At 39.4% G+C, this 14,302-nt stretch carries 11 protein-coding genes; 9 read left to right on the plus strand and 2 right to left on the minus strand.

From position 1 onward, the window contains the following. Positions 1 to 2: 2 nt before the first annotated feature. Positions 3 to 1,469, plus strand: a complete 1,467-nt coding sequence (gene gltD, locus QNH29_RS10725; RefSeq protein WP_283864762.1) for a glutamate synthase small subunit — start codon at positions 3 to 5, stop codon at positions 1,467 to 1,469. A gap of 572 nt (positions 1,470 to 2,041) precedes the next feature. Here gltD and QNH29_RS10730 read toward each other — a convergent pair. After that, entirely contained in the window at positions 2,042 to 2,620 is a 579-nt protein-coding gene (locus tag QNH29_RS10730) for a M15 family metallopeptidase (RefSeq protein ID WP_283864763.1), read from the minus strand. 259 nt (positions 2,621 to 2,879) lie between these two features. Here QNH29_RS10730 and QNH29_RS10735 point away from each other — a divergent pair, with 259 nt between their 5' ends. The 7 genes from QNH29_RS10735 to QNH29_RS10765 all read left to right on the plus strand — a co-directional run bounded on the left by QNH29_RS10735 (position 2,880) and on the right by QNH29_RS10765 (position 9,802). Next, on the plus strand, positions 2,880 to 3,668 hold the full coding sequence (locus tag QNH29_RS10735) for a C39 family peptidase (protein WP_283864764.1): 789 nt from the start codon (positions 2,880 to 2,882) through the stop codon (positions 3,666 to 3,668). 87 nt (positions 3,669 to 3,755) lie between these two features. Next, entirely contained in the window at positions 3,756 to 4,454 is a 699-nt protein-coding gene (locus tag QNH29_RS10740; RefSeq protein ID WP_283864765.1) for a response regulator transcription factor, read from the plus strand. Further along, a complete protein-coding gene (locus QNH29_RS10745) occupies positions 4,432 to 5,916 on the plus strand; it encodes a sensor histidine kinase (protein ID WP_283864766.1) in 1,485 nt (494 codons plus the stop codon). Before QNH29_RS10740 ends, QNH29_RS10745 begins: the two co-directional genes overlap by 23 nt. A 143-nt stretch (positions 5,917 to 6,059) precedes the next feature. Further along, a complete protein-coding gene (locus tag QNH29_RS10750; protein ID WP_283864767.1) occupies positions 6,060 to 7,208 on the plus strand; it encodes an efflux RND transporter periplasmic adaptor subunit in 1,149 nt (382 codons plus the stop codon). After that, positions 7,205 to 8,470, plus strand: coding sequence for an ABC transporter permease (locus QNH29_RS10755; protein ID WP_283864768.1), 1,266 nt, complete (start codon positions 7,205 to 7,207; stop codon positions 8,468 to 8,470). The genes QNH29_RS10750 and QNH29_RS10755 overlap by 4 nt, the downstream gene beginning before the upstream one ends. A gap of 14 nt (positions 8,471 to 8,484) precedes the next feature. After that, positions 8,485 to 9,117 (plus strand): hypothetical protein, encoded by a 633-nt coding sequence (locus QNH29_RS10760; protein WP_283864769.1) that lies wholly within the window; start codon positions 8,485 to 8,487, stop codon positions 9,115 to 9,117. Beyond that, positions 9,062 to 9,802: an ABC transporter ATP-binding protein gene (locus QNH29_RS10765; protein WP_349654897.1), complete on the plus strand. Its 741-nt coding sequence runs from the start codon at positions 9,062 to 9,064 to the stop codon at positions 9,800 to 9,802. The genes QNH29_RS10760 and QNH29_RS10765 overlap by 56 nt, the downstream gene beginning before the upstream one ends. 69 nt (positions 9,803 to 9,871) lie before the next feature. Here the strand turns inward: QNH29_RS10765 and QNH29_RS10770 are convergent, their stop codons facing one another. Then, entirely contained in the window at positions 9,872 to 11,071 is a 1,200-nt protein-coding gene (locus tag QNH29_RS10770) for a nitrate/nitrite transporter (protein ID WP_283864770.1), read from the minus strand. 870 nt (positions 11,072 to 11,941) lie between these two features. Between QNH29_RS10770 and nirB the strand changes: the two genes are divergently transcribed. Further along, a complete protein-coding gene (gene nirB, locus QNH29_RS10775) occupies positions 11,942 to 14,302 on the plus strand; it encodes a nitrite reductase large subunit NirB (RefSeq protein WP_283864771.1) in 2,361 nt (786 codons plus the stop codon).

Here is a 14,302-nt window from a genome sequence, read left to right on the forward strand (position 1 = left end):
CAATGGGAAAACCTACGGGATTTATGGAGTATGCCCGCGAAAAAGTGGGAGAAAGAAATCCGCTTACACGCCAAAACGATTGGAAAGAATATACGGTTCCTTTTTCTGATGAAAAGTTACGTATACAGGGGGCACGGTGCATGGATTGCTCCATCCCCTTCTGCCATACCGGGATGGAGATTAAAGGAGCAACATCAGGCTGTCCAATTCATAACCTGATTCCGGAGTGGAATGATCTAGTCTACCGTGGCCGTTGGAAAGAAGCACTTGACCGGTTGATGAAAACTAATAATTTTCCTGAGTTTACAGGCAGGGTTTGTCCGGCACCATGTGAAGGTTCATGCACGTTAGCCATTTCCGACCCAGCGGTTACCATTAAGAATATTGAACAAGCAATTATCGATAAAGGCTTTGAAAACGGATGGATCACACCAAGAATTCCTAAGTCGCGGACTGGAAAAAAGGTGGCGGTTATCGGTTCCGGCCCTGCTGGTTTGGCAGCGGCCGATCAGCTTAATGAAGCAGGCCATTCCGTAACGGTTTTTGAACGTGCCGACCGCCCGGGTGGTTTGCTGATGTATGGAATTCCAAACATGAAGCTTGAAAAAGAAGTTGTTGAACGCCGGATTCGCTTATTGACACAAGAGGGTATCGACTTCGTTACAAATACAGAAGTGGGTAAAGATATTACAGCTGACGAACTTCAAGGACAATTCGATGCGGTGATCCTTTGTACAGGTGCACAAAAGCAGCGCGATTTAGTGATTGAAGGCCGTGAAGCAAAGGGAATTCACTTTGCGATGGATTATTTAACTCTAGCGACAAAAAGTCTATTAGACTCGAACTTTGAAGATGGTCAATTTATCAATGTTGAAGACAAAGACGTCATCGTAATTGGCGGCGGAGACACAGGTGCCGACTGTGTGGCAACAGCACTCCGTCAAAAAGCGAAGAGCGTCGTTCAGTTCGGTAAGCATCCGCAATTGCCTAGTGAACGTGCAGCTGATAATTTATGGCCAGCATATCCTAACGTATTTACAATGGATTATGCTTATAAGGAAGCAGCAGCCAAATTTGGTGACGATCCACGTGAATACTCGATTCAAACAAAGAAAATCATCGCCGATGAGAATGGAAACCTGAAAGAACTTCACACCATTCAAATGGAGAAAATAAAGGATGAAGGCGGCCGTTATTATTTTAAAGAAATTCCAGGTACTGAAAAAGTATGGCCAGCACAGTTTGTGTTTATCGCCATTGGATTTGAAGGTACTGAACAGCCATTGTTAAGCCAATTCGGTGTGGAAGCAGTCAATCAAAAGGTTGCAGCTAAATACGGTGAGTTTAAAACAAACGTTGAAGGAGTATTCGCTGCAGGCGATGCCAGAAGAGGTCAAAGCCTTATCGTTTGGGCGATTAACGAGGGCCGGGAAGTTGCACAGGAAGTTGATAAATACTTGATGGGGTGAAAAACTCCTTTCATCCAATAGATTGCTTAAATTCTTGACCTATTGCTTAAATACCGTACAGGGATACTCTCCTTGTGCGGTTTTTAGCTTGCCCACAAAGGTGTAAATGGGAATTTAGAGAGGTAGCTAGATAAAGGCTGTTTACATTTATTGTTGTTTTTATATCAGAGTTAACTTTTTAAAAAAAATCAAGTGCCTTGAGGACTAAACGGATGAGTGGAAAGAAAGATTTGTCCTTAAAGGAGGGTCTTGAGGACAAATCGGAAAAGTAGAAGGAAAGATTTGTCCTTAAAGGAGGGTCTTGAGGACAAATCGGAAAAGTGGAAAGAAAGATTTGTCCTTAAAGGAGGGTCTTGAGGACAAATCGGAAAAGTGGAAAGAAAGATTTGTCCTTAATCAAGGGTTTTGAGGACAAATCACCCGCTCCTTTATATAACACAGTTACCTTTATACCAACAAACTATGTCTGTAGTAATCTGATTGAATAACAAAAACAAACACCATCTCTATTCGATGGTGTTTATTTTTTCTTTTAAAAGTAAGTTGAGCAAAATTGGAAGAAATTATAGAAATCACTGGGTATCTGCTACGGCAGATGACTCGTCAGGTCTTGCTCCATTCTGCAAATCGGCAATTTTCAAACCAAAATCCATTTGGAAATGTGGATAATCTTTAAAACCCTTCCAGTCTCCGCCCCACTCAAACCCTAGTGACTTAGCTATTTTCACTACCTCGGACCAATCGGACTTTCCATTTTGATTACGATCATATTGACGATCCCAAATAACGTCTCCTGAAGGAGTTTCAAGAGCAAAATCAATCGCGAGCCCATAATTATGGTATGATTCTCCACCTTTTGCATTTGTGACAATATTGCCCTCTGTCGTACGTCCTTGTTCATAAATGGTATTCTGCTCCTCTATACTGCGGAATCCGTCAGTAATTACAACAACAATTCCTATTTTTGCTGCTTGTTGAACCAATTGATCGCTTCGTTCCTTTACTACGGGATGAAGTTCGGTTGGTAAAGGTACGTCTTTCTTCGGTTCCATGCCTGTTGCTTTAGAAGGCATGGTTTCTTTGTCTTTTAATATGAAAATAGTACTAATCCCTACAGCAAGTAGAAATAGTAACAATTTAACCCTTTTCATGGTGCCTCTTCCTTTCGCGTTTAGAAGACTATATTAATCTATTAATCCCTTGTATTATTCAATATAAACCTTAAACAATTCTTAATAGTATAAAACCAATATGTTACATAATAAACAATCATGATGTTCTAGTAAAGGTAAATAACTTCTATTCTATTAATTCTAACATAGGCTCGTTTTTATATGTTTAAGAAAAGTTTAAGGATGTTCCTCCATAATAAAGCTAGTCAATAATTCAATAACGGGAGGATCAAAATCAATGAAATTAAAAGTACTTATCCTAATACTTGCTATAGGGATATTCATAGGAGTTAATTATGCGGAAGCACAAAAATCTGATTCTCAACCTACTACAGAAACTAGTAATGAAATAGAAGAAACAAACCAAGAAGAACAGGATACGACTACGTATTCGACTGTATTATCCACTGACCAGGCTCAAGTTGTGAGCCTGGTTCAAAACGGGAAAATAGTTGATGTTCCCCATATCCAGCAAATGCCTGAATTACCACGTGGCTGTGAAGTTACTAGTCTAGCAATGCTCCTACAGTATGCAGGTGTTTCTGTAGACAAAATGACGCTTGCGCAAGAAATAACCACCATTCCTTTCCGTGATCCAAATGGAATGAGGGGAAATCCAAATGATGGATTTGTTGGGGATATCTATTCGTTTGATAATCCAGGTTATGGCGTTTACCATGCCCCAGTTGCAGCCTTGGCCGAAACGTATTTACCAGGTAGAATAATAGATTTAACAGGCGGAAGTATTGATTCTGTTTACAATATGATCGGCAATGGTTCTCCTGTTTGGGTCATTACAAATTCAAGATTTTCTCAGCTGCCGGAAACTGAATTTACCACATGGCAAACATCCTCTGGAGAAATTCAAATAACATATAGAGAGCATAGTGTCTTAGTAGTAGGTTACGATGAAAATAATGTGTATTTAAACGACCCATTAGCCGAACAACCTTATACTGCCGTTTCAAGAGAAGGTTTTGAAGAATCATGGATTCAAATGGGAAAACAAGCTATTAGTTATCAATAAATTAGACACGAATTTAGATTTCATCACAAACTTATCACAAACTTTTGATAATGATAAGACATACCAAGAACTAGAAAGGGATGTACTGTGAAAAAACCATTAATACTAATCGCTGATGATGAAATAAGGCTGGCAAAACTTGTTACCGACTTTCTAGTAAACTCGGGATTTGGAGTGTTAACAGCAACAGATGGGATGCAAGCATTTAACCTTTTTAACGAGTACCGAAGTAAAATAGATCTCATTATTCTAGACGTTATGATGCCGCAAATGGATGGATGGGAAGTATTAAAAGAAATCAAAAGTATCTCCTGTGTTCCGATTATTATGCTTACGGCAAAAGCGGAAGAGCCGGATCAATTAACTGGTTTCAAACTTGGCGCAAATGATTATGTGACCAAACCATTCTCTCCTAGTGTGCTCGTTGCAAGAGTTGAAAATCTATTAAAGCGTTCGGGGAAGGTTGGCGGCGAAAGACTGCTATCTGGGAACCTTTCCATCGATTTAATTGAACACAATGCATATATTGACAATACCGTTATTGAATTAACGCCAAAGGAATTTGATTTACTGGTCTATTTCATTCAAAACGATGGGATTGCGTTATCAAGGGACAATATATTGAATGCAGTCTGGAACCACGATTATTTTGGTGACTTGCGAACAGTAGATACTCATGTTAAACAATTACGCGCAAAGTTAGGGCTATTCAGTTGTTACATTCAGACAGTCCGAGGAATTGGATATAGAATGAGGTGTCAGCATGAGGATCTCGATAAGAGTTAAATTATTTTTTATCCTAACATCGATTATTCTTCTTTTTGTCATCTTAACCCAGTTTTTCGGCATCCTTTTCCTTGAGGATTTTTATATTTCTTCAAAAAAGAAGTATTTAAAGGAAAGTCTTGGACAAGTACAGCAAATCGTATCTACAGAAACTGATTATGAAAACAGCCTTGCTGCTCTGCAAGATAATAAAAATATTAATATCTTCATTACCGATAAAGAATACAATATTATTTTTTTGACCGCTCTTCTAAAACGTAAGGATAAAATTCCGGTTGACACTGGTAAATTATTGGATAAACATGAAGAACATATAAATGATGAGATTGGTCGTTTATCGGAAGAACAAGAGATTGTCACACGTACAGATCCAAGGACAGGTACTGAATTCTTGAGTTTATATTCTATTATTGAACTTCCAGATGATGTGGAAGGGTATGTAGAGATTAGCTCATCCATCGATGCCATGAAAGATAGCATCCATGCAGCAAGTAATTTTATTCTTTATTTATCAATAGTGGTTACCATAATCGGAACGTGTATCATTTTTTATGTGTCTAGAAAGATTTCAAAGCCAATTGAAAAGATCGGCATGTTAACCGCTGATATGGCTAATCTAGATTTTTCACAAAGAATTGAAGTCAACTCAAATGATGAAATAGGTGATCTTTGTAAAAATATCAATTTGCTATCTGTAAAGTTAGATAAAACTCTAAATGAGCTTGCCAATGCTAATCTTCAATTGAAAAAAGATATCGAGATGAAAGAACGAATTGATCAATCAAGAAAAGAATTAATAGCCAATGTTTCACATGAACTTAAAACTCCTATTTCGCTCATTGCAGGTTATTCGGAGGGGCTTAAGGTAAATGTAAATAAAGAGGATAAGGATTTTTACTGTGATGTCATTATTGATGAAGCGGAGAAAATGAACAGATTAGTACTAAGCCTTCTAGACCTTTCTCAGGTTGAAGGTGGATTCAAACAAATGAAGAAAGAATTTATTACCGCAAACGAAATCATTGAAATTACTCTTGAGAAATTCAGATTGATTTTTAAAGAAAAAGAGATTGATGTAGAAGTTTCATGTGATGGTGATTGTTTGGTCGATGCAGATCCAGAAAGAATAGAACAGGTTTTAACAAACTATCTTACCAATGCTATAAATCATGTTGATGATAGAAAAATAATAATACTAAGAGCACACGAGCAAGAGGAAAAAGTGGTAGTTAGTGTTTTTAATACCGGAAATCCTATTTCTGCTGATGAAATGGATAAAATATGGGACAGCTTTTACAAAATTGACAAAGCTCGTACCCGTGAATATGGTGGTTCTGGCCTCGGATTAACTATTGTAAAAGCGATAATAGAGGCACACGATGGAAAATATGGCACCACCAATCATAAAGAAAGTGTAGAATTTTGGTTCAGCTTAAATAAGCAGCATCATACAGCTCCTTAAAACAGGTGCTGTTTTTTTATGCATTTTTATTCTTGTTTCGTTAATAGTTTATTAATTAAATCTTCACATAGCCATCACAAACCCTTTCTAAAATAAAGCTTGTAAAACTAGTCCATTGTAAATTAGGAAAGGGTTGAACCATATTGAAGAAAAAGGCAATCGCAATTATTCTGTCCTGCTCGTTTGGTATATCATTATTAGCAGGATGTACCAAGGAAGCAGAAGCAGTCCCTGTAAAAACGTCTGAGCAAAAAGTAGTAAAAGGCAACTTGGAAGTTGGTCTTTCAGCAGATGGTCGAATCAGCAGATCCATCACAAATTTAAATTTTGAAGTTTCAGGAACTGTAAAAAAGATTAATGTTGCGGTAGGACAACCTGTAAAAGCTGGCGACATTCTTGCCGAACTTGATGATACGGATCTCCAGCTTGCCGTCACTCAAGCACAAAATGCACTTAGTAAGGCTGAGGCTAGCTATACAGACTCGGTAAACCAACGGGAAATAAATCAAATGGAATCGAAAATAAAGGTTGATGAAGCTAAAGCTAGATGGGATGAAAAGCCTGATGACGGGTCTCTTAAAGCGGCATATGAACTTGAGCAAAAGAAGTATCAGAATTTAGTAAATAATAATTCTACGATTCAGAACGCTAAATTAAGTGTAGAAGAAGCAAAAAACAAACTGCAGGAAGCAAAGAATAATTTGAGCAAAATTTATCTAAAAGCCCCTATCGATGGTGAAATCATGAGCCTTAAATATAAGGTAGGTGAAGTTGTCACAGGAAGTCAGTCTGGTTCGAATAATAGTTCTGCTTCATCAGGGAGTGCATTTATGACCATTGTAGACCCAAGTGTCATCTATGTTAAAGCCACTGCTACAGAGACTGATATTTCAGGGATTGAAATCGGACAGCAAATGAGAGTGGCCATTGACTCTGTATCTCTTGAAAATGTTGCGGGCGAAGTCGTAACAGTTAGTGATACTCCTTCTATTGATAGCTCTGGTGTTGTTACCTATGAAGTTACCGGAAAACTGGCAGAGCCAAATGACATTATTAAAGATGGAATGACAGCTTTTATTACCTTTTTAAAGAAAGAAAAGACAGATGTTCTGCTAGTACCAAACAAAGCGATTTTTGTTGAAGATGGTAAGCAATATGTGAATATTAAAACATCTAAAGAAGAACCTGAAAAAAGGGCTATTACAGGCGGCTTGACAAATGGTATCCAAACCGAAGTGGTTGAAGGTCTTAAAGAAGGAGAGACCGTTGTCATAGGTGGTGTACAAAAATGAAATTAGTTGAGCAGTTACGTTCCGTTATGCTCAGCGTATCTACTAATAAGTTTAGAGTAATCCTGACATCGCTCGGAATTATTATCGGTACCTTTACCATCATAATGGTTGTCGGTATTGGTAAAGCAAGTGAAAAAGCAGTAGAAGACCAGTTTAAGAGGCTTTCAGTTGAGAGTATTACCATCACAAAGGCACGTGGAGCGGGAGGCAGGGGGATGCCCGGCTCAACCTCATCGAAATCTTTGACAAAGCAAGAGGCGCTTCAGATGTCTGAACTCCTTACCAATGTTAAGAGTGTTGGAATTAGTATTGGAACATCATCAGACGTAGCAAATGGGTTAACCACTTCAACTGCAAGTATACAAGGAATCAATGAGGCTTATGCTGCTATCACCAATTTGACTCCATTAAGTGGAGATATTTTTACGGATGAAGATGGTGTATTACGAAACAAGGTTGTGGTTCTTGGTTACAATTTAGCGGATCTTTTGTTCGAAGGTGATATCAATTCAGCTGTTGGTTCAAAAATCTTGTTAAAAGGAACATCTTATACCGTTACAGGTGTTTTGAATCGTATAGGTGGTTCTGGAGGGATTAGTTCCGGCGGAGGAGCTATGGCAAGTTCAACAACTGCAGATGATATGGCGTTTATCCCTTATGATGTTGCATTAAAGTACACGACTGGTACTAGCGGTACAAGAGGTGGAGGCGGCGGGTCAGGAATGGTCACAATTATTGCCCAGGCAAACGACATTAACAGCGTTCAGCCTGCTATTGATGAAATTAAGCAATATATCGGAGAAATCACGGGTGACTCAGAATCGTATTCTGTTGTTGATGCAGGAAGTACGCTAGCATCTGCACAGGAGACGTCAAGTACCATGTCTGCCTTGTTGATAGCTGTTGCAGCTATTGTCATGATTGTAAGTGGAATCGGAATTATGAACGTGCTTATGGTGGCGGTTAAGGAACGAACACGTGAGATTGGAATTCTAAAAAGTATTGGTGCAGAGAGGAATGTCATACTCCTTGAATTCCTGTTCGAGGCAATAACTATCAGTTTGTGCGGCGGTTTGCTGGGGGTATTACTCAGTATATCTGCACCATGGGTACTATCATTTACGGAAATTGATTATTTACCTTCCCTTGAAGGGATTCTTCTAGGATTAGGATTTTCCGTGATTACCGGGGTTTTCTTTGGATACTATCCTGCTGCAAAAGCCTCCAAGTTAAAACCGATAGAAGCATTAAATTATGATTGATTGGAGTGGGAATTTTGAAAAAATTACGCTTACTAAATATCTTGGCCACTGGTCTGATTGTTTTAACGATTGTCGGTTGTTCAAGCGCAGCTGCATCAGATGATCAAACCACAGCTGAACAGAGTACTAGAAAAGAAGCAAACTCGAAATCAGTAGATTTGGCAGAAGTTGATGTGTACGGTGAAGTATCAGAGGTAATTGGAAATGAAGTAACGTTGAAGCTCTTGAAGATACCTGACATGTCAGCTGTGAACAGAGAAAAGGGTACTGGTGGCGCTCCAACTGATAGTAAAGCTGAAGGCGGAGCTGCAACCGGAACCCCTCCAACGGATGGAGCCGCAGCTGGAGCAGCCGGAGGAGGAGCAGGCGGCGGCATGAGAGAAAAGCAATATACAGGTGAAGTGAAAACCATTATTATTCCTGTCGGTACGCCTATTGTGTCAATGACCAGAGGGGAAGAGGGAATGGTGGAAACGGAAATCAGTATGAATGAATTAACCTCAGGAAATACATTGTCCATTTATTATCAGGAAGATGGAAAAACCATTGAGAAAATAACAATCAGAAAGCCAAGAACAGGGGGTGGGCAAGGTGGGCAAGGTGGTCAAGGTGGACCAGATGGACCAGGTTGGAAAACCGGTAATTAGGATGACAAATATCAACAAGTCATATGGTAAAGCAGAAAGCAAAGTCAATGTTTTAAAAGAAGTATCATTAACGGTTGAACAAGGGGAATTTGTTGCCATTCTTGGTCCCTCCGGCTCTGGGAAAACAACATTGATGAACCTAATTGGTCTTATTGATACGGTTGACAGCGGGGATTATTTTCTAGATGGGGTAGATATTAAGGAGCATTCAGAAAAAAGCTATGCCAAAATCAGAAATGAAAAAATCGGCTTTGTCTTCCAAAAATTTAATCTTATTTCAAAATATACTGCCCTTTATAATGTAGCCCTGCCTCTTCTGCTTCGAGGTGAAAGCTATAAAAAGGCAAAACAGAAAGCAACAGAAACTCTGACTAGAGTAGGACTTGGTGATCGCATTTATCACCGTCCCAACCAGCTCTCTGGAGGTCAGCAACAGCGGGTTGCCATCGCGCGTGCATTGGTCGGCGAATGTCCTTTGATTTTAGCCGACGAGCCGACAGGTGCCCTTGACCAAAAAACAGGGAGGGAAGTGCTGTCCTTTATTCAAAACCTGAACAATGAAGGTAAAACTATTGTAATGATCACTCATGATGAAAGTATTGCGTCAATGGCGAAAAGAATCATATATGTAGAGGACGGAAGGATTAAACAGGGAGAAAAGGTTAAGGAATTATCCTATAAGTGATAAAGCATGAGTTGGTTTCAATATCCAACTCATGCCTTTTAGGCTTTTTATTTAATGATAGAACTCATATTAAAAGGATGCACGATTTGACTCCAGGTTTTTCCTCCAGGATATTTGAGCCATGACTAAAACGATAAGAGCACATAATCCAACACCGGCTAAAATGTAAAATCCAGCAGCATACGTTCCTGTCATTTGTTTAAGTGACCCCAGTATGTTAGGAACAAAGAATCCACCCACGCCGCCAGCCGCTCCGACAATACCAGTGATCACACCAATTTCCTCCTGGAATCGCTGAGGAACTAATTGGAATACCGCTCCATTTCCCATGCCAAGACAAAGCATCCCTATAAACAAAATTGCAATAGCAACAGGCAGGACAGGGAGCTGGCTTATGCTGAACATAGTGAGACCAACTCCAATAAATAAGAAGGTTAACAAACGAACTCCGCCAATTTTATCTGCGATGTATCCGCCAACCGGTCGGAAAAAGCTTCCGGCCGCAACACATAAGGTAACGAAATCACCAGCACGTACCTTTGTTAACTGATATTGATCTACAAAAAAGATGCTTAAAAAACTAGAAAGTCCAACAAAGCCCCCAAAGGTCACACTATAAAGAAGGCAGAAATATAAAGTATCCTTTTGTTTAAAAACCTGAAAATACTCTTTCATTGGTTTTGCTTTTGGCTGGGATGGAGCATCTTTGGCCATTACAACGTATAAAACAAACACGATAAGAAGAGGTAAAAGGGCAAGGCCCATTACATTATGCCAGCCGATATTTTCGGCCAAACGTGGTCCGAATAAAGTAGCCAATAGCGTACCGCTGTTCCCCGCACCTGCAATACCCATAGCCAATCCCTGTAAATGCGGCGGGTACCACCGGCTCGCCATTGGAATAGCTGCCGCAAAACTTGCACCTGCAACTCCAAGGAGTATTCCAATCAGGAAAAGTTCAGTAAGAGTTTGACCGAATAACCATCCCCATAGGAGTGGTATCATTGTCACCGTCATCCCGATGACCGCTGTTTTTTTAGGACCAATTCGATCCGTTAAGAAACCGAGAATCAGCCGAAAAAAAGAACCGCTTAAGATAGGGACAGCTACTATTAAACCTCTCTCAGAAGGAGAAAGATTAAAATCGTTTGTGATATAAACCCCTAATGCCCCCAACATAACCCAAATCATGAAACTGATATCAAAGTATAGAAATGAAGCCACTAAAGATGGAGCATGGCCCGCCTTTTTTAAATCTGCTAATTTCATCCTGTTTACTCCTCTCATTTGTTTATTATTCTATCAGGAGTTACCACCCGATATTTTTGGTTCCTTTTGAAAATAGGACTTTAGCTAGTAAAACGATGAATGAACCCAAGCCAATTTTTTTCATTTTCCATACCTCCTAATTTTTATAGTTTTAAGAATAATCTGACACTGTAAATTTGTCTCAATTGTTGTTAAGAAAGCTTACACATGTATTTTTTTCTTCCATGGGAAATCGGTATAATTACTAGGTTTTTGCTAATTAAAAACATCGAGGGAAAATCCATTGGACTCTACTATGAGATTTGTCCTTAAGGCCCCATATTGAGGACAAATCTAGTGGACACGTTAATGAGATTTGTCCTTAAGGCCCCAAATTGAGGACAAATCTAGTGGACACGTTAATGAGATTTGTCCTTAAGGCCCCAAATTGAGGACAAATCAGTGGACACGTTAATGAGATTTGTCCTTAAGGCCCCAAATTGAGGACAAATCTAGTGGACACGTTAATGAGATTTGTCCTTAAGGCCCATTATTGAAGACAATCCATTGGACTCTACAATGAGATTTGTCCTTAAGCCCCCATATTGAGGACAAATCTAGTGGATTCTAATATGGGATTTGTCCTTAAGATCCAGCACAGAACGCAAAAACAGGAAAAGGTGTCTATAAGCTGTTCGCATTCCGACAGAACAACCCACAAAAAAAACAAAGCCATTCCGTATACCGGTCTTATTCAAACAGAGTACCTTTCCCTAAGAAAAAACTAGTATGTAAGGAAATATAACGTATTTCATTTTTTTATTTTGACTTTATGTAATAATTGGTGGCATTAAGTTTGATGTGAGAAAAAATAACAGCTGGAGGTTTAGAATGAGTAAAAAAAAGCTGGTATTAGTGGGAAACGGTATGGCGGGTGTCCGATGTATTGAGGAGATTTTGAAGCTGGATCCCTTAGGTTTTGAGATTACTATTTTGGGAAGTGAGCCCCACGTAAATTATAATCGAATTCTTTTATCCTCCATTTTACAGGGGAGCACCTCTTTTGGAGATATTACACTGCATGACCATGAATGGTATGAACGTCATGATATCCATTTGTTTACCGGGGAGACAGTAGTTGAAATTGATAAACAAAAGCAGGTTATCAAGACGGATAAAAACCGAATTGTTTCTTATGATCAACTAATTTTAGCTACTGGCTCTGTTCCGATTTCGCTTCCGATCCCAGGCGCTGATAAACAAGGAGTAGTTACTTTCAGAACAATAGAAGATTGTCAGAAAATAATTGAAATCTCTAAAAAAAACAAAAAAACAGTGGTGATTGGCGGAGGGGTGTTGGGATTAGAAGCGGCAAAGGGTCTTCTTAATCTCGGCATGAACGTATATGTCGTTCATATTGGCAGTTATTTAATGGAGAGGCAGTTAGATGAAACTGCGGCTAGAATGCTTCAAAAAGAACTAGAAGGTCAAGGAATGAAATTCCTATTAGAAAAAGAAACGAAGGAAATAGTCGGAGGTATTGATGCGAAAGGTGTCCGTTTTCATGATGGGACAGAAGTTGAAGCCGATTTGGTTGTGATGGCTGCAGGTGTCAGACCGAATATTCAACTTGCAAAGAAAACCGGATTGGAAACAAACCGAGCAATAATAGTCAATGATTATATGGAGACGAGTGTACCGAACATTTACGCAGTAGGAGAGTGTGTAGAGCATCGAGGAATAGCCTATGGATTGGTACAGCCTCTTTATGAGCAAGGTAAAGTATTAGCAAAACGGATTTGTGGTATGGAAGGTCCAGGTTACGAAGGAAGTGTCCTATCCACTCAGTTGAAAATTTCAGGTGTAGACCTGTTTTCAGCAGGAATTATTCATGATAAGGATTCTTCCAACCAATCAATAAAGATTTATGATGAAGTTGAAAGAGTGTATAAAAAAGTAGTTATACAGGATCAAAAGATTATTGGTGCCGTGTTGTTTGGTGATACAAAAGAACGAGTCAGGCTGCTAGATATGATTCTAAAACAACAGGATGTTTCCGATGTAGAAAAGGTTTCGCTTTTTCCACACAAAGACGCAGGATCTACAGCGTCCCTTCCTGCAGCTAAAATCATATGCAATTGTAATAATGTGACGAAAGGAACTATTCAGGAGGCTATTCAACGAGAAGGGTTGATGACTGTTGAAGAAATCAAAAAATGTACGAAGGCTTCAAGTTCCTGTGGAGGATGTAAACCACTTGTGGCCGACCTGCTGTCATATATACAGAATAATGGATTCGAAGAGGTCTCAAATGAAAAGTCATGCCTATGTTCGTGTACAACATTAAATGATGATGAAGTGGTTCAGAAGATGCAGTGGCATGGATTAACGTCTGTACAAGAAGTTATGGAAGTCTTAAATTGGAAAACTAGTGAAGGCTGTTCTATTTGCCGGCCAGCGATTAATTATTACTTAGGAATGATTAATCCAGAATATGAGATTAAACAAGAAGTTCTTTTTATAAATGAAAACATGAATGCTGTGATTCAATCAGATGGGACCTATACCCTTATCCCGCAAATGTATGGAGGCCAAACAAATCCCGATCAGTTAAGAAGAATTGCTGAAGTCGCTGAAAAACATCATATAAACGATCTGGCAATTACGAGTGACCAAAGAATTCATTTACTTGGTGTCAAAAAAGAAGCGTTGTCTCAGGTATGGGCAGACTTGAACATGCCGTTATGTACACCGCATGTTAATGGTGTCCAAAACATTAAGACGTGTATAGGGGAACATATTTGTTCATGTAATAAAAAAACATCTATCGAGCTAGCTGTAAGCATAGAAAAGCAACTCGAATTTCTAACTACCCCATACCGAGTCAAAATGGGCATATCCTCTTGCTTGCATAACGGGGCAGGTTCGACCACAAAAGATGTGGGCGTCATAAGGGTTGACCGGGGCTGGGAAATTTATGTCGGCGGAAGCAGCGGGCGGCATGTTCGTTCGGGAGAGTTATTATATGTTGCTGCAACTCCTGAAGAAGCGATGGAGTTAATCAGCGGATTTGTTCAATATTATCGTGAAACAGCTAATTATTTGGAGCGCACGTGGGAATGGGTAGAAAGAGTCGGATTAATTCATGTAAGGGAAGTATTATTGGATGAAAGCCTTCGGCAGCAGCTGCTTGAGCGTTTGGCTGAGGAGATAGCCTTCCGCAAGAATTTAGTAGAGCGAAGCCGTTATTAA

The sequence above is a fragment of the Neobacillus sp. DY30 genome, assembly GCF_030123065.1.
Lineage (GTDB): Bacteria > Bacillota > Bacilli > Bacillales > Cytobacillaceae > Neobacillus.

Excerpts from the sequence above, each read along its gene's own strand:
- gltD (WP_283864762.1), top strand. The coding sequence starts at position 3 with ATGGGAAAACCTACGGGATTTATGGAGTATGCCCGCGAAAAAGTGGGA.
- QNH29_RS10730 (WP_283864763.1), bottom strand. The coding sequence starts at position 2,620 with ATGAAAAGGGTTAAATTGTTACTATTTCTACTTGCTGTAGGGATTAGT.
- QNH29_RS10735 (WP_283864764.1), top strand. The coding sequence starts at position 2,880 with ATGAAATTAAAAGTACTTATCCTAATACTTGCTATAGGGATATTCATA.
- QNH29_RS10745 (WP_283864766.1), top strand. The coding sequence starts at position 4,432 with ATGAGGATCTCGATAAGAGTTAAATTATTTTTTATCCTAACATCGATT.
- QNH29_RS10755 (WP_283864768.1), top strand. The coding sequence starts at position 7,205 with ATGAAATTAGTTGAGCAGTTACGTTCCGTTATGCTCAGCGTATCTACT.
- QNH29_RS10770 (WP_283864770.1), bottom strand. The coding sequence starts at position 11,071 with ATGAAATTAGCAGATTTAAAAAAGGCGGGCCATGCTCCATCTTTAGTG.
- nirB (WP_283864771.1), top strand. The coding sequence starts at position 11,942 with ATGAGTAAAAAAAAGCTGGTATTAGTGGGAAACGGTATGGCGGGTGTC.